The organism is Nocardioides sp. B129/18 (assembly GCF_055282735.1).
On record NZ_JBUZJI010000025.1, the window covers coordinates 1 to 19,786 of the forward strand.

Consider the following 19,786-nt stretch of genomic DNA (forward strand, 5'->3'; position numbering starts at 1 on the left):
CCATGAGAGAGATCCTTCCAACGAATCAACTCTCCGGACATCCCGGGGCGGTTCAGTCCTCATCCAGCGATTGAAGGTCAACGACATGGGACAACGACGCGGTGGCCTCGTCGGCAGGGCTGCGTGGCAGCCCCTGGACCTGCACGCTGACTACGGCCCAGGTCGAGCCGCGCACCTCCACAACCTGGCCGGGCTCGGGAAGGATCGGGTGTGCCGACCCCCTGTCGTTCTGACGCTTGTCACTCAGTGTCTCTGCTTCAGACCAGGTCACGTACGCAAACCTACCGACGACAACAGACAGAATCGGGCAGGACATCGCGTTTCGCGCAATCGAAGGACTGGGACCGGGAGAGGAGGCGGTCCATTGATCCGTTCACGCCGAAACACTTTGTTCGGGTCTCAGCGCACGCAGTGTCCTCAGTCAGGGCCGCCCGGACGTTTACCAAGGAAACGGCGGACTACTGACCAATCAACTGGAGCCTCGTCGAGGTCGGCTCAGGACCCCGGCACCATCCACCTCAGCACCGGCGTCGACTGCAGCGCGACGAGCACGCAGACGACGGCGAGCAGGGCCAGGCTCCAGCCGATGACCTTGCGGAAGATGTCGCCCTCGCGGCCGGCCATGCCGACAGCGGCCGCGGCGATGGCGAGGTTCTGGGGGCTCACCATCTTGCCGAGGACGCCGCCGAAGGTGTTGGCGGCGGCCAGGAGGAGCGGGTCGAGGCCGGCCTCGCGGGCGGTCTGCACCTGCAGGGCGCCGAACAGGGCGTTGGCGGAGGTGTCGGAGCCGGTGACGGCCACGCCGATCCAGCCGAGGATCGGCGAGAGGACGACGAACAGGCCGCCCGCGCCGGCCAGGTAGGCGCCGAGGGTGGTGGTCTGGCCGGAGAGGTTCATGACGTAGGCCAGGCCCAGCACCGCCATCACCGTCACGATCGCCGAGCGCAGCTCGACGTAGGTGCGGCCGTACGCGCGCAGGGCGCGGGCCGGCGAGATGCGCAGGATCGCGGCGGTGAGGATGCCGGCCAGGATCATCAGGGTGCCGGCGGCGGGCAGCCAGTTGATCTTGAACTGGGTGGCCACCGCGGCGCCCGAGGGGTTGGCGACGTCGAGGCCCGGCCAGTCGACGACGTAGGTGAACGGCTCCTTGGCCAGGGCGTCCATCACCGACGGCAGGCTGACGATCGAGAAGATCGCGATGATGATCAGGTACGGGGCGTAGGCGCGGGCGACGTCGGCCTTGGTGTCGGTGACGACGGCGGTCTCGACGGCCGTCGCGGTGCCGCCGGAGCCGGCGGGCTGGGCGGAGCCGGCGTCGGGGTCCTCGGCGCGGGCCTGCTCGGCGGTGAGCACCTCGGCGGGGGTCCAGACGCGGAGCAGGGCGACGACGGCGAGCGCGCCGACGAGGGCGGCGATGATGTCGGCGAGCTGCACCGAGATGTGGTTGGAGGCGACGAACTGGGCGGCGCCGAAGGCGAGGCCGCAGACCAGCGCCGGCAGCCAGGTGGCGCGCAGTCCGCGGCGGCCGTCGACGACGAGCACCAGGATCAGCGGGACGACGACGGCCAGCAGCGGCGTCTGGCGTCCGACCATGCCGCCGAGGCCGTCGACGGTGAGGCGCGGGTCGTCGCTGACGCCGGAGGTGACCTGCGCGAGGGTGACGATCGGGGTGGCCAGGGCGCCGAAGGCCACGGGCGCGGTGTTGGCGATGAGGGCGACGGCGGCGGCCTTGATCGGCCGGAAGCCCAGCGCCATCAGCATGACGACGGTGATCGCCACCGGCGTCCCGAAGCCGGCGAGCGCCTCGAGGAGGGCGCCGAAGCAGAAGGCGATGATGATCGCCTGGATGCGCTGGTCGGGGCTGACCTTCTCGAAGGAGCGGCGCAGCACGTCGAAGTGCCCCGAGGCGACGGTGAGGTTGTAGACCCAGATCGCGTTGATGACGATCCACAGGATCGGGAAGAAGCCGAACGCGGCGCCGTCGGCGGCCGCGAGCAGCGACTGGTCGACGGGCATGCCGAACAGCGCCACCGCGATCACCAGCGAGACCGCCAGCGAGATGAGGCCGGCCGTCCACGCCTTCATGCGCAGGCCGCCGAGGAGGACGAACAGGGTCAGCAGGGGCAGGGCCGCGACGGCGGCGCTGAGGCCGAGCGAGTCGCCGACCGGCTGGAGGTCTTGCTGGAACACGAGGGTCTCCTGGGGTGGCGGATCAGCGGGCGTCGGGCAGCAGCGAGGCGGCCCCCGCACCGCGGATGGAGGTGTCGAGCACCTCGATGGTGTGGGCCATGCCCATCGGGTGCCCCGATCGCTCGATGGCGCTGGCCACCTGCATCAGGCAGCCGGGGTTGGCGGTGACGAGCAGCTGCGCACCGGTGGCGACGATGTTGCGCGCCTTGCGGTCGCCCAGCTCGCGGGCCGGCTCGGGGTTGAGGATGTTGTAGATGCCCGCCGAGCCGCAGCACAGCTCGGCCTCGGCGATCTCGCGCACCGTGAGGCCGGGGATGTCGGCGAGGAGTCGACGCGGCTCGGCGCGCACGCCCTGGGCGTGGGAGAGGTGGCAGGCGTCGTGGTAGGCGACGGTGACCTCCAGCGGGTGCCGCGGGGCGACCGCGCCGATCTCGTCGAGGATCTCCGAGACGTCGCGCACCTTCTCGGCGAACGCGGCGGCGCGGGCGGCGTACGCGGGGTCGTCGGCGAGCAGGGCGGCGTACTCCTTCATCGTCGAGCCGCACCCGGCGGCGTTGACGACGACGTGCTCCACCTCGGCCTCCGCGAAGGCGTCGACGAGCCGGCGGGCGTAGGCCTGCGCCTCCTCCTCGCGGCCGTTGTGCGCCGAGAGCGCGCCGCAGCAGCCCTGCGAGCGCGGGACGACGACGTCGAGCCCCTCGGCCTGCAGCACGCGGGCGGTGGCGGCGTTGACGCCGGGGAAGAACGCCCCCTGCACGCAGCCGGTGAGCAGCCCCACGGTGCCGCGACGCCGTCCGGTGGCGGGGATGTAGGTGGGCAGCGGCAGCGGCGGGCCGAGCCGGGGCGCGAGGCCCTCCATCGCGGCCAGCTGCGGGGAGATCCGCTCGAGCAGGCCGGTGCGGCGCAGGGCGCGGTCGAGACCGGTGGCCTGGACTGCGCGCAGGGGTCCGCGCAGCATCCTCAGGCGCTTGGGGTGCGGGAAGATCTCGAAGATCAGCCGCCGCAGCGCGCGGTCGCCGCGGGTGCGCTCGTGGTGACGCTCCACCTGGTTGCGGGTCTGCTCGATGAGGACGTCGTACTGCACGCCCGAGGGACAGGCGGTCACGCACGCCATGCAGCCCAGGCAGGCGTCCCAGTGCTCGACCATCGAGTCGCTCATCGGCTCGCCCTCGAGGCTTTGCTTCATCAGGTGGATGCGCCCGCGCGGGGAGTCCATCTCCTCGCCCCACAGCACGTAGGTGGGGCAGGTGGGCAGGCAGAACCCGCAGTGGACGCAGTCGCCGACGAGGGCGGCGTCCGGCGGGTGGTGCTCATCGAAGGCGCCGAAGGCGTTGAACTCGTCCTGCTGGGTCATCAGTTGCCTCCCACGAAGCGGCCCGGCGCGAGCCGGTGGTCGGGGTCGAACTGCTGCTTGACGCGGTGCATGAGGTCGAGCCCCGGGATCGGGCCCCACAGGTCGAGCGCGGCCTCCAGCGCCGGCGGCGCCTCGACGACGACCGCCGAGCCGCCGTGGGCGGCGCACGCGGCCCGCAGCGACGCGAGCGCTCCGGCGACGTCGCCCTCGGCGGGCAGGGCAGCGTAGAGGACGCCGGCTCCGGCCGAGCCGCGCACGCGGGCGCCGACGGCGGCCGCCGCGGCGAGCACGTCGCGCAGCCCGGAGAGCACGCAAGTGAGCTTCAGGCCCACCTCGCCGCTCCCCCACGGATAGCCGCCCCAGCCCGCGGGCGCGGCGTCGGCGACGTCCGCTCCCCCGAGCTCGGCGGCGACGGAAGCAGCCCGCTGGGCGACGCCGTCGGCGCGACCGTTGAGCAGGGCGGTGAGGGTGCCGCGTCCGGAGGCGTCGACGGCGGCGGCGACGGCCTGGCCGTGCACCACGGCATGGGCGAGGGCGTTCGCCTGCGCGGCGTCGGCGACGGGCGCGGACACCCAGGCCTGCGCGTCGGGCACCGGGTGCAGGCGGAAGATCGCCTCGGTGATGACGCCGAGCGTGCCGAAGGAGCCGATCATCAGCTTGCCGAGGTCGTAGCCGGCGACGTTCTTGACCACGCGTCCGCCGGCCTTGGCCACCACGCCGTCGTGACGCACGATCGTCAGGCCGATGAGCAGGTCGCGGACGGTGCCGACGAGCACCCGCTCGGGGCCCGAGGCGTGCGCGGCCAGGGAGCCGCCGACGGTGGCGCCGGGGCGGGTCTCGTCGACGACGAGCCGCTGCCCCTGCGCGGCGAGCGTGGTGCGCAGCACGGCCAGCGGGACGCCGGCCTCGACGGCGACGATGAGGTCGCCGGCCTGGTGGTCGAGCACGCGGTCGAGGCCGGACAGGTCGAGCAGCACGTCGGCGGAGGTGGGCGGTGGACCCCAGCCGAGCTTGGTGCCGGCGCCACGTGGGACGACGCTGTGCCCCGCGGCGGCGGCCTCGCGCATCACCTCGGCGACCTCGGCGGTGCTGGTGGGGCGGGCGACGCGCCCGACGGCGACGCCGTCGACGGCGTCGGTGAGGGTGGCCATCAGAAGACCTCCGCCAGTCCGGCCTCCTGCAGCGGATGGGCGCCCTTGCGGCGTCCGGGCACCTCGCCGCACAGCCGCGGCGTCGGGAAGACCTTGCCGGGGTTGGCCAGGCCGGCGGGGTCGAAGGCGCAGCGCACCAGCTGCATGGTGTCGAGGTCGTCCTCGTCGTACATGCGGGGCATGTACTTGGCCTTGTCCATGCCGACGCCGTGCTCGCCGGTGATGGAGCCGCCGTGCTCGATGCAGAGGTCGAGGATGGCGCCGCTGACCTTCTCCGCGGCCTCCCCCGCACCCTCGATGGCGTCGTCGAAGAGGACGAGCGGGTGCAGGTTGCCGTCGCCGGCGTGGAAGACGTTGGCCACCCGCACGCCCGAGCGGCGCGAGACCTCGGCGATCGCGGTAAGCACCTCGGGCAGCGCGGTGCGCGGGATGACGCCGTCCTGGACGATGTAGTCGGGGCTGATGCGGCCCACCGCGGCGAACGCCGACTTGCGGCCCTTCCAGATCAGCGCGCGGTCGGCGGGGTCGGTGGCCAGGCGCTGCTCGAAGGCGCCGTGCTCGGCGCACAGCCGCTCGACCTCGGCGTACTCGGCCTCGACCTCGACGGACGGTCCGTCGAGCTCGATGACGAGCACCGCGCCGGCGCCGGCCGGGTAGTCGCAGTGGACCGCCGCCTCGGCGGCCTCGATGGCCAGCGCGTCCATCATCTCGATGGCCGCCGGGACGACGCCCGCCGCGATGATCGCCGACGTCGCCGCACCCGCCTGGTCGGTGGAGGCGAACCCGACGAGGATCGTGCGCACCTCCTCGGGCAGGCGCACCAGGCGCAGCGTGGCCTCGGTGACGACGCCGAGCGTGCCCTCCGAGCCGATCACCGCGCCCAGCAGGTCGTAGCCCGGGGCGTCGGGAGCGTCCGTGCCCAGCCGCACCTGCTCGCCCTGCGGCGTGACGAACTCGGCGGCGAGCACGTGATTGGCGGTGAAGCCGTACTTCAGACAGTGGGCGCCGCCGGAGTTCTCGGCCAGGTTGCCGCCGATCGTGCAGATCTGCTGGGACGACGGGTCGGGCGCGTAGTAGTAGCCGGTGGGGGTGGCGGCGCGGGTGACGTCGAGGTTGATGACGCCCGGCTCGACGACGGCGCGCTGGTCGTCGGCGCGCACCGCGTGGATCTCGCGCAGCCGCGAGGTGACCACCAGGACGCCCTCGGCGTGCGGCAGCGCACCGCCGGACAGGCCGGTGCCGGCGCCGCGCGCCACGAACGGGACGCCGTGCTCGTGGCAGGCCCGCACGATCGCGGCGAGCGCGGCGGCGTCGGGCGGGATCACCACCAGCGCCGGCACGACGCGGTAGTGCGCCAGCCCGTCGCACTCGTAGGTGCGCAGCCGCGCCTGGTCGGTGATGACGGCGTCGTCGGGCAGCAGCCGGCGTGCGACGTCGGCCACCGCGTCGATCCCGAGACTCATGACGCGCTCCCCCTCAGTCGACCTGGGCGGTGAGGCCGGCGGCCTCGATGCCGGCGACGGCCGCGGCCTCGTCGTGGTCGGAGGTGTCGCCGGTGATGCCGACGGCCCCCAGCAGCTGCTCGCCGCTGCGGACCAGCACCCCGCCGGGCACGGGCACCAGCGCTCCCCCGATGGCCGCGCCCGCGGCGCCGACGAAGTAGGCCTGCTGCTCGGCGCGGGCCATCGTGGCCCGCGAGCCCTGACCCAGCGCGAGCGCGCCGTAGGCCTTGCCGAAGCCGATCTCGAAGCGACCGATCGACGCGCCGTCCTCGCGCTCGGCGGCCACCACGTGGCCCCCGGCGTCGAGCACGACCACGGTGAGCGGCCTGAGGCCGGACTCGGCGGCGTGCGCGCGGGCTCCGGCGACGATGGTGCGGGCGGTCTCGAGGTCCATCAGTGCTGGCCCTTCTTCTCGGCGCGACGGCGGTGGAGGATCGGCTCGGTGTAGCCGCTGGGCTGGGCCAGGCCCTCGAAGACGAGGTCGTGGGCGGCGGCGAACGCGGCCCCGTCGAAGCCCGGCGCCATCGGCTCGTAGCCGTCCGAGCCGGCGTTCTGCTCGTCGACGACGGCGGCCATCCGGCGCAGCGTCTCCTCGACCTGGTCGGCGGTGACGACGCCGTGGTGCAGCCAGTTGGCGACGTGCTGGGCGGAGATGCGGCAGGTGGCGCGGTCCTCCATGAGCGGCTCGCCGGTGATGTCGGGGACCTTCGAGCAGCCGACGCCGGCGTCGATCCAGCGCACGACGTAGCCCAGCAGGCTCTGCAGGTTGTTCTCGATCTCCTGGCGACGCTCCTCCTCGCTCCACGAGGCGGGGTCGCCCAGCGGGACGGCGAGGAGGTCGTGCCGGTCGCGACGCCGTCCGCCCGCGGCGAGCTCGGCCTGCCGGGCGTGCACGTCGACCTGGTGGTAGTGCAGGGCGTGGAGGGTGGCGGCGGTCGGCGAGGGCACCCAGGCGCAGGTGGCGCCGGCCTGCGGGTGGCCGATCTTCGCCTCGAGCATCGCGGCGAGGGAGTCGGGCGCGGCCCACATGCCCTTGCCGATCTGGCCGCGTCCGAGCAGACCGCACTCCAGGCCGACGTCGACGTTGAGGTCCTCGTAGGCGCCGATCCAGGTCTCGCCGCGCATGTCGTTCTTGCGCACCATCGGGCCGGCCTGCATGGAGGTGTGGATCTCGTCGCCCGTGCGGTCGAGGAAGCCGGTGTTGATGAACACCACGCGCTCGCGAGCCTGCTCGATGCAGGCCTTGAGGTTGAGGGAGGTGCGGCGCTCCTCGTCCATGATGCCGACCTTGATCGCCAGCGGCTCCAGGCCGAGCAGCCGCTCGACGCCGGCGAAGAGGTCGACGGCGAGCGCGACCTCCTCGGGGCCGTGCATCTTGGGCTTCACCACGTACATCGAGCCGGTCAGCGAGTTGCGGCGCGTGGTCTCGCCGCGCACGTCGCGCAGGCTGCCGAGCGCGGTCATGACGGCGTCGAGGACGCCCTCGGGCACCTCGCGGCCCTCGGCGTCGAGCACGGCGTCGGTGGTCATGAGGTGGCCGACCTGGCGGATGAACAGCAGCGAGCGGCCGCGCAGCGCGATCTCCTCGCCGTGCGGGCCGGTGACGGTGCGGTCGGGGTTCATCGCGCGGGTGAAGGTGCGCCCGCCCTTGGTGACGTCCTCGGCGAGGGTGCCGTCCATGAGCCGCAGCCAGTTGCGGTAGCCGAGCACCTTGTCCTCGGCGTCGACGGCCGCGACGGAGTCCTCGAGGTCCATGATCGTGGAGACCGCGGACTCCAGCAGGAGGTCCTTGACCCCGGCGCGGTCGGTGGCGCCGATGGGGTCGGAGGCGTCGACCTGCACCTCGACGTGGAGGTCGTGGTGCACCAGGACGACGGCCTCGGGCGCGGACGGCTCGCCGCGGTGCCCGACGTGCTGGCCGGGGTCGGCCAGGCGGTGCGGCTCGCCCTTGACGTGCACCGCGAGGCCGGCGTCGTCGACGGCGTAGCGCTCGGCGTCGGCGTGGGAGGCGCCCTCGAGCGGGAAGTGCTCGTCGAGGAAGGCGCGGCCGCGGCGGATCACCTCGTCGCCGCGGGCCCGGCTGTAGCCCTCGCCGGGCGCGAGCTCGCCGTCCTGCGGGACGACGTCGGTGCCGTAGAGGGCGTCGTAGAGCGAGCCCCAGCGGGCGTTGACGGCGTTGGTGGCGAAGCGCGCGTTGAGCAGCGGCACCACCAGCTGCGGGCCGGGGATGCGGGCCACCTCGTCGTCGACGCCCTCGGTGGTGACGGCCACCTCGGCGGGCTCGTCGAGCAGGTAGCCGATCTCACGCAGGAAGGCGCGGTAGGCCTCGGGGTCGGGACGCCCGGGGTGCGCGCGGTGCCAGGCGTCGATCTGCGCCTGGAGCTCCTCGCGGCGCTCGAGCAGCGCCCGCTGGCGCGGCGCGATCTCGTCGATGAGCCTGGCCAGACCGGACCAGAAGGCGTCGGGCGCCAGGCCCGTGCCGGGCAGGCCCTCCTCGACCACCCACCGGTGGAGCTCGGGGGCCACCGAGAGGCCACCGGTCGTCACGCGCTGCTCTGCCATGCCGCTCCTCATGCTTGCCTGAGATTTCACATCGTGGAAGACTGGCTCTGCTCTACGAAACTAGGCATCTGGCCTGCGGAGTGTCAACCGTCACAGGGGGTGAGGACGCATGGCCGACGGCGTGCAGTCCCTGCATCGCGCGCTCGACCTGCTCGAGACGCTGGCCGCGCGCGGCGGACGCCTCGCCGTCGGCGAGCTCGCGGCCGGCGCCGACCTGCCCGTGCCCACCGCCCACCGGCTGCTGCGCACCCTGCTCGACCGCGGCTACGTCCACCAGACGCCCGACCGCCGCTACGCCCTCGGCGCGCGGCTCGTGCCGCTGGGCACGCTCGCCGGCTCGCTCGTGGGCGTCGACGCCGAGGGCGTGCTCGCCCGGCTCGTCGACGCCGTCGGCGAGACCGCCAACCTCGCCATGCTCTCCGGCCCCCGCGCCCAGTACGTCGCCCAGGTGCCCGGGCGGCACACGATGCGGATGTTCACCGAGGTCGGCCGGCTCGTCGACCTCCACTCGACCGGCGTCGGCAAGGCCCTGCTGGCCCGCCTCGACGACGACACCGCCCTCGAGCTCGTCCGCGCCGTCGGGCAGGCGCGCTGCACCGAGCACACCCTCGTCACCGAGGCCGCCCTGCTCGACGACCTCACGCTGATCCGCGAGCGCGGCTACGCCCTCGACGAGCAGGAGCAGGAGATCGGCGTGCGCTGCGTCGCCGTCGCGGTCGGCGACCCCCTGCCCTGGCTGGCGGTCTCGGTCTCCGGCCCGGTCACCCGGATGACCGACGAGCTGCTCGCGCGCGCCGTCCCGCTGCTGCAGCGCGCCGCGCGCGATCTGGGGGCGCCTTCGGAGTGAGGCCTACGCGCGCTTGGCCTTGAACACCTGGTTCCGCAGCCGCGCGGGGACCTCGCCGCGCTCGCGGATCCAGCCGACCAGCTCGTCGGTGAGCCGCTCGGCGAGGACGCCCCCGAACCAGGTGTCGATCGGACGGCGCGCCTTGCCGGTGCGCATCGCCGCGAAGTCGCGCACGAGCACCACGTTGCTGCGGTCGCACTCGTCGAGGCAGTCGACGACGCGGACCCGGACGCCGGGCAGGTCGCCGCTGGCCTCCAGGGCGTCGCGCTGGGCGGCGTGGTCGACGCCAGGGTGCTTGCGGGTGGTGCCGCAGCAGCAGTCGCGGCAGAGCAGGACGTCGAGATCAGGGCGGCTCATGGCCTGCGCGACGCTAGCAACGCAGGTCGGGTAACCCCCATCACACCTGGTCGTTGAGCCTCGCGTGCGACCTCTCCCCCTCCGTCGCGGCATCGCCGCGTCCGTCCTCGCCGCCCTGACGCTGCTCGTCTCCGGCACCGCCGTCCTCACCGCTCCGGCGCATGCGGCCGGCGAGCCGCGACCGGTGGACCCGGTGTCCGACGTGGCCCACATGGCCGAGGCGTACGGCCGCATCACCGGACCCGGAGGCCAGCTGCAGAACCCGCGCTACCTGCCCGCGCTGGTGCAGCAGACCTCGCTGCTCACCGCCACGCAGCTGCTCGCCCAGGCCGCGAACCCGCTGCGGCTCGCGGTGACCCCGGCGCTGCTCGTGCCGGGCTGGAACGTCGGCAACCCGCTGCGCGCCGGCTGGGCGGGCACCCGCGGCCGCGAGCGGGCCGTCGCGTTCACCAACCGCTTCGGCGCCCGCCTCCAGGGCACCCTCTACGCGCCGCTGGCGAACGCGCGCGACCCCTACACCGGCGCGGCGATCACCGGACCGTACCCGGCCGTCGTCATCACCCCCGGCTCGGTGGGCGGCTCGCAGGGGATGTACCGCTGGCTGGCCCAGGACCTCGCCGAGCGCGGCTACCTCGTGCTGCTCTTCGACGTGCAGGGCGAGGGCACCAGCGAGACCCTCCCGCACACCTCCGGCCACGCGTTCCCGTTCTGCAACCCCTTCGGCGGCACCGCCGGCGACCCCGCCCTCGGCACCCGCGAGACGACGCCGTGCCCCGGCGTCCCCTTCCAGCAGCTCTCGAACTTCACCACCGGCACCGTCGACGCCCTCGACTTCCTCACCTCCACCCCCGCCAAGCCCTACGCCAACCCCGGCTCGGCCGGGACGCGGGTCGACGCCTTCAACCCCTGGTGGAGCCTGTGGGACCGCAGCCCGCTGCCGCGTCCGACCGCCCCCGGCCGCACCACGCGGATCGCGATCATCGGGCACTCGATGGGCGCCTTCGCCGTCAGCCGCGTGCAGGGCTACGACAGGCGCGTCGCCACCGCCATCGCCCTCGACAAGCTCGGCTCCAACACCGGCGGCACCCCGGTGCCGACCGTCACCGGCGAGGCGAAGCCGGTCGTCCCGGCGCTGGGCCTGCAGGCCGAGTACGGCTTCACCGTGACGCCGTCCCTGCTCTCCGGCGGCAGCTCGCTCATGCCCGCGCCCAGCCCGCAGGGCATCGACCCCGACCGCGAGAAGGCCACCGGCTTCGACGCCTGGCGCGCCGCCGGCGTCGACTCGATGGTCTACGTGCCTCGCGCCAGCACCCACCTGGAGTTCACCGACATCCCGCTCGTGCTCCCGGCCTCCCGCTACGGCCAGGACATCAGCAGCGCGCTCGCCCAGCGCTGGCTCGGCCACTACCTGCGCGGGGAGTCCCTCGCACCCCTGCTCGCCACCCGGATGCGCTACCTCGAGCCGCAGGGCGCCGGCGTGTGGAAGCCGATCGTGCTCGACCGCGCGGCCCTCGCCAGCGACCGGTTCTGCTCGGCGTACTCGCTCACCTCGGGCTCCCGCAAGGTCGAGAGCGGCGACTGGACAGGCGTGGGCTGCTGAGGTCGGACGGCCCGCGGGCTTAGGTTCCGCGGATGCGCATCGCCACCTGGAACCTCGCTGGACGCTGGGACGAACGGCACGCGGCGCTGCTCGACGGGCTGCGCGCCGACGTCCTGCTGCTCACCGAGGTGTCCGAGCGGGTGGCCCTGCCCGGCTGGCACCTCGCGTCGACCGTCGACCCGATGGCGACCAAGCGACACTGGGCGGCGATCGCGGCCCGGGAGCCCGTCGAGGACGTCGCGCTCCCGCATCCTGCGTCCGTGTCGGGGACGGCGCACGGGCTGCGCTGGTGCTCCTCGATCCTGCCGTGGCGCGGGTGCACGCCGCGACCGTTCTGGGTCGGCGAGCGGCTGGTCGAGAAGACCATCCATGCGGCGAGCGCGGTGGAGGCGTCGGCACCGCAGGTGTGGGGCGGCGACTGGAACCAGGCCTTCACCGGGCCGGAGACCGCAGGCACGAAGGCCGGCCGCACCTGGCTGCGGGAGGCGCTGTCGCGGCTCGGTCTGCAGCTGCCGACGGCCGAGCTTCCGCACCGCATCGAGGGCCTGGCCTCCATCGACCACCTCGCCGTGCCCGACTCCTGGACCGTCGTGACCGCCGAGCGCGTCGACGCCACCCACGCCGGCCGTCGGCTCTCCGATCACGACGCCTACGTCGTCGAGGCGCTCCCCCACTAGCCTGACCCGGTGACGACGCCTGCACCGCCCGAGCCCGACGACGTCCTCGAGCTGTCGCTGCTGGACGGGCGGGCGATCCGGCCCGACGTGCTCATGCGCGGACGGACCCTGACCCACCGCGTCGGCGCCGCGGAGATCGCGGGCGACTGGCTGGCGGTCTCGCCCGACCTGGAGCCGGCGTCGGTGCTCACCGAGCTCGACTCCCACACCGGGCTGGTCGGCGGCGGGGAGATCTTCGAGGCCCAGCCGGGCCTGGACGACGACCTGCTGGAGGAGCGCGGCCTGGCCGATGTCACCGACGCCGTGTGGCTGCTGCCGTCCGGCACCCTCGCGGCGCTGGGACCGGCCGAGGGCGACCTCGTCGCGGTGCACGTGCGCCCCGAGGGCTTCGAGCTCGAGCTCCTCGACGCCGTCCCCGACGGCGCGGCGCTCGCCCAGCGGCTGGCCGACCTCGTCGAGCAGCACGCCGAGGGCGAGCCGGTGCCGATCAGCACCCTCCTCTGGCAGGCCGTGGCCACCGACGCCGACGTGCTGCGTCGGCCGCAGCCGCCGATCGTCGAGCTGCTGGCCGCAGCCGGTCTGGCGTGGCGCGGCGAGGAGGTGGGCCCCGCCGGCTTCGACTTCGAGCGCTGGCATGTCACCCGCGAGGTCGACGACGTCCGCGAGGCCTACGAGCTCGAGCCGGGCGAGGCGTTGGCGGTGGTGCTGCTGGCCGACCTCCACCACCAGCTCGAGGACGACCCGAGCCTCGACCTCGCCACCCACCCCGCGGCCGTCGTCGGACCGCAGACGCTGACCGAGCTGCTCGGCGCGCTCAGCGAGTCGGTGGTGGCCGACGCCCTGGTGATGGAGGTGCTCGGCTTCGACAACCGCGGCGCGCGGCTGCTGGCCGACCTCGCCGCCGCCCTCGAGCCGCAGGCCCCGCGCTCGGCCCGGGCGAACCTGCGCTGGGTACGAGGCCGGGCCCTCGACCTGCTCGGCGAGGCCCGGGCCGCCGAGGAGGCCTTCACCGCGGCCGTCGACCTCGACGCCCGCGCCTACCTGCCGCTGTTCGACCTGGCGCGCATCGCCTCCGACCGCGGTGACGCGCCCCGCGCGCTCAGCCTGCTGCAGCGCGCCGAGGTGCCGCAGGACGACCCGATGGTGCTGACGGTGCAGCGCTTCCTGCCCGTCGAGCGCACCGACGTCGGCCGCAACGACCCGTGCTGGTGCGGCTCGGGCCGCAAGCACAAGGCCTGCCACCTAGGCCGCGCGGCCCTGACGCTGCTCGAGCGCGCGGCGTGGCTCCACGAGAAGGCCGTCACCTTCGTGGGCCTGAGCACCTGGCACGCCTTCCACACCGACCTGCTCGACCTGCGGCCCGACCACCCCGCCCTCGTGATCGACGCGCTGCTCGCCGAGGAGGGCGCGTTCGCGGAGTTCCTCGCCACCCGCGGCCCGCTGCTCCCCGACGACGAGCGGGCCCTGGCCGAGGCCTGGCTCCCCGTGCGGCGATCGGTCTACGCGGTCGAGGCGACGACGGCGTCCGGCTTCACCGCCCGCGACCTCGCCACCGGCGAGCGGCGCGACGTCCATGCACCGGAGGCGGCGGTCACCGAGGGCGACGTCGTGGCCGCGCGGCTGCTGCCGGTCGGCGACGCACTGGTGGTGCCAGGCGGCACCCATGCCGTCGCGCCGGAGGTGGCCGAGGGCGTGCTCGCGCGACTGGGCACCGACGGCCTGGGAGCCGTCGACGTGATCGCGCTGCTCAGCCCCGGCAGCGACCTGGACGAGGTGGACTGAGCGCCACCGGCGGGCGCGCCGGATGCCGGTGTCCGGTGGGCGTGGTGACGACGACGCGGTGACCGGGACCGGGCTCCACCGTGTGCCGCCAGCCGGCCGCCTCCTTGGCGAGATTGCAGGAGACGCAGAGCCCCTGGCCGTTCTCGGCCGAGGTGGGGCCGCCGTCGGCGTGGCGGCGGACGTGGTCGAGGTGACGGATCGGCGCCCCGCACCAGGGCGTGCGGCACCAGCCGTCGCGCAGGCGGATCAGCTCGGCGAGGCCACGCGGGAAATGGCGGGAGCGCGACTCCATCGCGATCAGCTCGCCGGTGTCGGGCGCGGCGAGCAGTCGCTTGCAGGTGACCTGGACGTCGGAGGAGAGCGCCTCGCTCACCCAGCCCCGGGCGATGCCGGCGGGGATGCCATCGAGCCGCAGCGGCCCGATCTCGTCGCCGAGCACGGCGGTGGCGTCGGGGCCGAAGCCGAGGAGGGTGCCGAGCGGCATCACCAGCCGCAGCTGCAGGGGAACCGGCGACCCGAGCGGTGCGCCGGTGACCCGCTCGACGAGGGCGTCGGCCATCGCGGGCCCCTCGGCGGTGGCCTCGCCGCGGCCGACGGCGTCGACGGCGATGCGCCGCAGCGCGGCGTAGACGCGCACGGCCTCCTTGATCGGCAGCACGGCGGTGACGTAGACCATCGAGTCGGTGGCGGGCCGGACGCTGACCCGCCGCTCGCCCTCGGCGCGGCGCCGCTGCGCGACGACGGCCTCGGCGTCGAGCTCGGCGGCCCGGGCCCGCAGCCGCGACTCGAGCTCGCGGTCGCCCTGACGGGCCAGACGGTCGTGATCGCCGGCGATCTCGGCGTCGACCAGCGCGCGGTGCTCGCGGCTCAGGCACGCGGTGTGCCGCGCCACCAGCCCGGCCCGACGCTCCGAGAGCAGGCCGGCCTCGAACGCGGCCCGGGTGCGGGGCAGCTCGCGGGCGAGCATCCGCGAGAGCGACACGAACGCCCGCCCCTGCGAGGGCGCGATGCGCCGGGCGAGCGCCACCTCGGCGCCCACCGAGACCCGCACCTGACGCAGCCGCGCGATCTCGTCTCCGCGGCCATCGCCGACCCGTGGCGCGGACTCGGCGTCGCGCAGGTCGGCGAGGTCGGCGACCAGCGCGGCCTGCCGGGCCCGGAGCGCCGTGACGGCCTCCTCGAGGGCGGTGATCTCGGAGACGAGCGCACGGGCCTCAGCGGGCCGCTGCTGCGCGCTCAGGGTACGGGGCACCGAGTCGAGCCTCCCGAGATCGAACATGTGTTCTATTCTACGCTCGAAGAGGGCATCTGACCAGGGCTGATCCACGCCCAGGGTCAGGGTCTCGAGCGCTCCGAACGCGACCGTAGCCGCGACGCAACAGCGTCGCGGCCACGGCCCTGGTGCCGGCAGGCGGTGCGTCAGGAGCCCACGCGGGTGTAGCCCGAGCAGGAGTTCGAGCCGCGCTTCTGCACCGAGGAGATCTTGTCGTTGAACTGGATGTCGCCGAGGTCGCCGACGCGGTCGCCCGCGAGGATGCAGACGCGGCGGTCCTGGAAGTTCGAGTCGTCGTAGAGGATCCACGCGACGCTCGAGCGGTTGAAGACCGAGGTGGCCTCGTCGGAGTTGCTGCCCATGGTCTCGGTGCTCGAGGTGTAGCGGATGATCGTGCCCGAGCCGGACTGGTTGTGGTACATGCAGAGCGCGCCGCTCGCACAGTCGCCGTAGGCCGCGTTCGCGGCCGGAGGTGCGATGACGAGGGCTGCGCCGATGGCGGCGGCAGCCCCGAGGGCGGAGGTGATCTTGCGCATGTGGCATTCCTTTCGAAGGACCCGAGAGCATGCGGAACCGCGGCCGGCGGGGGTGCCGGTCGACACGGGAGGAGCGGGGGTCTAAGAGGCTCCTCACGAAGGAACCTAGGGGCGCTCCACCCTCGCTCGCCAGGGTCCGGCTGCCACTGTCACCAAGAGGCCGATGCCCCGCCGGGTGTGTCGACGGAGCATCGGCCCCTGGCGTCTCGGACGGTCAGGCCCGCCCCGCCGGCACCACGGCCGACTGCGGCGCCGGCGCACCCGAGCGTGCGTCGAGCCAGCGCCCGCCGGCCAGCTCGGCCACCAGCTCCTCCCCCGCGGCCGTGCGCTCGAGGGCCCACAGCCGCACCCAGCCGTGCGCGACCAGCAGCTCCAGGCGCGGGACCTGCGCGAGGGCCGCGCGCAGGCGCTCGCGCGTCGTCTCCACCGCGATCAGCGGGCGCGCCGGGAGGTGCCGGACGAGGGTGAGGCCGTCGTCGCCACGGGGGTCGCGCGCGGAGAGCGCCTGCCAGGGCAGGCCGATTGCGAGGTCGCCCGCCCGACCGCGGAGCACCCCGACGTCGCCGACGACGTTGTGCGTGGTCTTGTCACCCGAGCCCAGCAGGTGCGGCTCGTCCGCGGCCGCGGCGTAGGCGGCCATGATCCCGGCGGCGACGAGTCCGGGCCCGGCGAGGGCGTCGCGCAGGACGGCGAGGTCGTCCTCGCCCCCACCGTCGTGGAGGTCGAGCTGGAACCAGCGTGCGGACGGCGCCGAGAGCCGCGGACGCCCCAGCAGCAGGCCGTGCGCGCCGGCCAGGCCCCACTCGGGCATCGGCTCGGCGTCGTCGGCGCCCCGGGACGTCGCCGGACGGCCGCCCGGCAGCTCGCAGGTCCGCTCGGCCCGGGCCCGGTCGGCCGCCAGCGCGAGATCCGCGCGCAGACCGGCGAGCTCGGGGTGGTCGGAGTCGAGCACGACGACGTCGCCGGTGGTGTCGTGCAGGGCCGCGACCGCGGTGAGCCGCGGCGGCACGCGGACGCCCTCGTCGGCCAGGGCGGCCCGGACGGCGGGGTCGTTGACCCACGCCGCCAGCACGGCGGCGTTGACGGCGCCGGGATGCGCGCCGCACGCGCCGCAGTCGTAGGCCGAGGCGTAGGCGTTGTTGGCGGTGGTGGAGCCGTGCCCGACGACGACGAGCACCGAGTCGAGCTCGTCGGCCACGCCCGCGGCGCGCAGCAGTCCGGCGATCGTCCGGGCCCGCGCGGCCGCGGAGGGCTCGCACCCGTGGCGATCGACGACGGGACCGGCGCTCCTCAGCCCCTCGAGGCCGTGCGCCCGCGCAGGGGCGCGCCGCAGCATCCGCCAGCCTGCCCGCAGGCCCGCGCCGACGGCGAGCACGCCTCCGATCTCGGCCCAGCCCAGCACCGCGAGGGGATGACGCGACGGTGCCGTCAGCAGCCGGGCCGAGGAGGGCGCGGACGCGGCTCCCCGCATCCGGAGCGAGGGCTCGAGCAGGCCCGGGGCGCGGGAGACGACGGTGCCGTCGGGGTCGGCGGTGGCGAGGTCGACGCCGAAGAAGCCGGCCACGCCATGGGTGCGGTGGCGCCGAGGGCCGGCGATCGACTCCAGGTGGCGGCGCATCGGCCCGGAGCGGGCGTCGAGGCACCAGAGGCTGTGGACGACGGGCCGTCCGTCGTCAGGGGCGGAGGGCAGCGTCACCGAGCCGAGCAGGCGCTCCTGGACGACGAGGTCCACCGCACGCTGCCACACCGGCATCAGCCGACGGGCCTCCGCGGATCCGGCCTGGTCCGGCGCGGGCGCGACGGCGGGCTGCTCGCTCAGCAGGTCGAGCACCGCCAGCAGCGCGCACAGCGACGCGAAGGCGTCCGCGCGGCCCTGGTGCTCGACGCGCCAGCGGGCGTGCGCGCACCAGCCCGGCGCCGTGGCGGTGAGACCGACCAGCCAGGTCATGAGGTCGAGCTGGTCCTCCCCCCGCTCCGCGGCCCGTCGCCGGGCGGCGCCGTGGAGCACCGCGAGCGCGGCGCGGGGGTCACCCGGGAGGCGGCGGGCGGCGGCGCCCAGCCCGGGGACGGCGAGGATCCGGTCGCCGCCCCGCGAGCGCGCGGCGGCCAGCCACAGGCTCCAGGGGTCGTCGGTGGAGTCGACCCGCGACCAGGCGAGCCCCGCCCACGCCGTCAGCCGTGCCTGCAGCGCGTCGCGGGCGGGGTCCGCCGACGGGGACGGGGACGGGCTCGGCGCCGACGCCGCGCGGGCGTAGGCCACGACGTCGTCGACGGGCAGGCCGCGCCAGGCGTCGGGCAGCACGCCCTCGGCGTCGAGGTCGGCCAGCGCCCGACGCAGGTGGGACGGCGCGATCACCCCGGCGTCCTGGAGCGCCAGCAGGCGTCGCAGACCGGTGCGGGCGTCGCGTCCGTGGAGCCGGTCGAGCAGCTCCTCGCCCGCCTGGCGGTCGAGGTGCTCGAGCCCGGCCTGCGGGGAGACGGCCACGGCGGTGCGCAGCGGCCAGGCCGGGCCGTGGGCACGTCCGACGACGTCGAGCGCGAGGCCCACCCGCACCGCGTCGGTGGCGGCGTCGGCAGCCCCAGGCAGCCGAGCCGCGGAGCCCGGGAGCGCGGCCCAGGCCGGCAGGGCCAGGCGGATCCGCAGCAGCGCCACCGGTCCGCTCGACGCGGCGGCGAGGAGCCCTGCGAGCGCGAGGCCTGCCAGCACGGGCACGACGACGATGCCGGGCACCGCCGGAGCCCCCAGCAGGTGGCTGCGCTCGACGACGACCACCGCGCCGCCGACCGTCGCTCCCAGGAGCAGCGCCCGGATCGCAGCGCCGAGCCGCCGGCTCGCGGCGTCCGCCACCGCGGCTGCCACCGCGACCCCGGTCACGAGCCCGACGAGCGAGGCGGGCAGCAGCAGCGCGGGCCGCACCGGCGCGCAGGCGGCCAGCACGACGCCGCCGACGAGGAGGCCGGTCCCGCCGCCGAGCAGCCCCGCTCCGCGGCCGACGGCGATCGGGCGTCCCTCGCCGCGGGCCCGGGTGATCGCCCCGCCGGCGACGAGGAACAGGCGGGCCTTCCACCAGGCGTGCCCGAGCACGTGCACGAACGCGGCGCCCGGCAGGCCGACCACGACCTGCGCGGTCGCCAGCGCCATCTGGGCGCTGGTCGACGCCGCGAGGCGTCCCTTGACGTCGGCGCGCGCCTGCTGGGCGAGCACGGCGAGCACGACGGTCAGCCCGGCGACCGCGGCGAGCACCAGTCGGGTCGCGGTGCCCATCGGCAGCTCGTCGGGGTGGAGCACCAGCAGGAGGACCCCGCCGTTGACGACGCCGGCGTGCAGCAGGGCCGAGACCGGCGACGGGGCCTCTGCGGTCTCCACCAGCCACTCGCCCCAGGGCACCAGCGCTCCCCGGGCGGTGACGGCGACGACCAGGCCGAGCGCGCCGAGCGGCTCGGCGAGCGGCGCGGAGAGCAGGCCGGTGCCGGCCAGCACCGCGAGCCACAGGCCGAGATCGCCCAGGCCGAGCAGGAGCGCGGCGGTGCGAGCGGCGCGGCGGGCGCCGGGGGTGGCGGCGTGGCCGATGAGCCCGACGACCGCGACCGTGCTCAGGCTCCAGCCGACGGCCGCGAGGGCCAGGCCGGGCGCGGCCGCCATGAGGGCGAGGGCGCCGATGGCCAGCGCGAGCAGTGCCGCGAAGCGCGTCTGGCGGTGCTGGCCGCGCAGGTTGACGGCGGCGAAGCGTGCGATCGTGGCGCCGAGCGCGAGGACGTGGGCCAGCAGCAGGAGCACGAGCGCGGTGCGGCCGGGCGGGTCGCCGCGCAGCAGGTCATGGGCCAGCACCGCGATCAGCGCGACGACGGCGGAGGCGGCGAGGGACGGGACGAGGAGGGCTAGGGTCCGCAGCGACTTCATGCGAACAGAAATACCGGAAGTAGGATTCCGGTGTCTACAATCGTGATTGCGAAG

General features: G+C 74.9%; 15 protein-coding genes. 4 read left to right on the plus strand and 11 right to left on the minus strand.

Annotation, left to right across the window (positions count from 1 at the left end):
• Window positions 1-52 precede the first annotated feature (52 nt).
• From ACZDWJ_RS15890 to ACZDWJ_RS15920, 7 genes are all read right to left on the minus strand, one after another.
• The gene (locus ACZDWJ_RS15890; RefSeq protein ID WP_463522416.1) at window positions 53-271 is read right to left on the minus strand and encodes a hypothetical protein; all 219 of its coding nucleotides are present in this window, start codon (window positions 269-271) and stop codon (window positions 53-55) included.
• Between the two features lie 224 nt (window positions 272-495).
• On the minus strand, window positions 496-2,190 hold the full coding sequence (locus ACZDWJ_RS15895; protein WP_463522418.1) for an L-lactate permease: 1,695 nt from the start codon (window positions 2,188-2,190) through the stop codon (window positions 496-498).
• A 22-nt stretch (window positions 2,191-2,212) separates the two neighbouring features.
• Window positions 2,213-3,544, minus strand: a complete 1,332-nt coding sequence (gene glcF, locus ACZDWJ_RS15900; protein WP_463522420.1) for a glycolate oxidase subunit GlcF — start codon at window positions 3,542-3,544, stop codon at window positions 2,213-2,215.
• Window positions 3,544-4,695: an FAD-binding oxidoreductase gene (locus ACZDWJ_RS15905; protein WP_463522422.1), complete on the minus strand. Its 1,152-nt coding sequence runs from the start codon at window positions 4,693-4,695 to the stop codon at window positions 3,544-3,546. The genes glcF and ACZDWJ_RS15905 overlap by 1 nt, the downstream gene beginning before the upstream one ends.
• Window positions 4,695-6,158, minus strand: coding sequence for an FAD-linked oxidase C-terminal domain-containing protein (locus ACZDWJ_RS15910; protein WP_463522424.1), 1,464 nt, complete (start codon window positions 6,156-6,158; stop codon window positions 4,695-4,697). The genes ACZDWJ_RS15905 and ACZDWJ_RS15910 overlap by 1 nt, the downstream gene beginning before the upstream one ends.
• Window positions 6,159-6,171: 13 nt before the next feature.
• Window positions 6,172-6,591, minus strand: coding sequence for a GlcG/HbpS family heme-binding protein (locus ACZDWJ_RS15915; protein WP_463522426.1), 420 nt, complete (start codon window positions 6,589-6,591; stop codon window positions 6,172-6,174).
• Complete coding sequence (locus tag ACZDWJ_RS15920; protein WP_463522428.1) at window positions 6,591-8,759, minus strand: malate synthase G; 2,169 nt, start codon at window positions 8,757-8,759, stop codon at window positions 6,591-6,593. Before ACZDWJ_RS15920 ends, ACZDWJ_RS15915 begins: the two co-directional genes overlap by 1 nt.
• Window positions 8,760-8,868: 109 nt before the next feature.
• Between ACZDWJ_RS15920 and ACZDWJ_RS15925 the strand changes: the two genes are divergently transcribed.
• Window positions 8,869-9,606, plus strand: coding sequence for an IclR family transcriptional regulator (locus ACZDWJ_RS15925; protein WP_463522430.1), 738 nt, complete (start codon window positions 8,869-8,871; stop codon window positions 9,604-9,606).
• Window positions 9,607-9,609: 3 nt separating this feature from the next.
• Here the strand turns inward: ACZDWJ_RS15925 and ACZDWJ_RS15930 are convergent, their stop codons facing one another.
• The gene (locus ACZDWJ_RS15930; protein ID WP_463522432.1) at window positions 9,610-9,963 is read right to left on the minus strand and encodes a hypothetical protein; all 354 of its coding nucleotides are present in this window, start codon (window positions 9,961-9,963) and stop codon (window positions 9,610-9,612) included.
• Between the two features lie 64 nt (window positions 9,964-10,027).
• On the opposite strand from ACZDWJ_RS15930, the gene ACZDWJ_RS15935 reads away from it, so the two are divergent.
• The 3 genes from ACZDWJ_RS15935 to ACZDWJ_RS15945 are packed head-to-tail and all read left to right on the plus strand — an operon-like array spanning window position 10,028 to window position 14,022.
• Window positions 10,028-11,563 (plus strand): alpha/beta hydrolase family protein, encoded by a 1,536-nt coding sequence (locus tag ACZDWJ_RS15935; RefSeq protein WP_463522434.1) that lies wholly within the window; start codon window positions 10,028-10,030, stop codon window positions 11,561-11,563.
• A 32-nt stretch (window positions 11,564-11,595) separates the two neighbouring features.
• Window positions 11,596-12,240 carry an endonuclease/exonuclease/phosphatase family protein gene (locus ACZDWJ_RS15940; protein ID WP_463522436.1) on the plus strand — a complete coding sequence of 215 codons (645 nt, stop codon included), beginning with the start codon at window positions 11,596-11,598 and terminating at the stop codon, window positions 12,238-12,240.
• A 9-nt stretch (window positions 12,241-12,249) separates the two neighbouring features.
• Window positions 12,250-14,022, plus strand: coding sequence for a YecA family protein (locus ACZDWJ_RS15945; protein WP_463522438.1), 1,773 nt, complete (start codon window positions 12,250-12,252; stop codon window positions 14,020-14,022).
• Here ACZDWJ_RS15945 and ACZDWJ_RS15950 read toward each other — a convergent pair.
• From ACZDWJ_RS15950 to ACZDWJ_RS15960, 3 genes are all read right to left on the minus strand, one after another.
• Window positions 13,988-15,274, minus strand: a complete 1,287-nt coding sequence (locus ACZDWJ_RS15950; RefSeq protein WP_463522440.1) for an HNH endonuclease — start codon at window positions 15,272-15,274, stop codon at window positions 13,988-13,990. The genes ACZDWJ_RS15945 and ACZDWJ_RS15950 overlap by 35 nt on opposite strands.
• Window positions 15,275-15,441: 167 nt before the next feature.
• On the minus strand, window positions 15,442-15,831 hold the full coding sequence (locus ACZDWJ_RS15955; protein WP_463522442.1) for a peptidase inhibitor family I36 protein: 390 nt from the start codon (window positions 15,829-15,831) through the stop codon (window positions 15,442-15,444).
• A gap of 214 nt (window positions 15,832-16,045) precedes the next feature.
• A complete protein-coding gene (locus ACZDWJ_RS15960; RefSeq protein WP_463522444.1) occupies window positions 16,046-19,732 on the minus strand; it encodes a putative inorganic carbon transporter subunit DabA in 3,687 nt (1,228 codons plus the stop codon).
• Window positions 19,733-19,786: the final 54 nt, after the last annotated feature.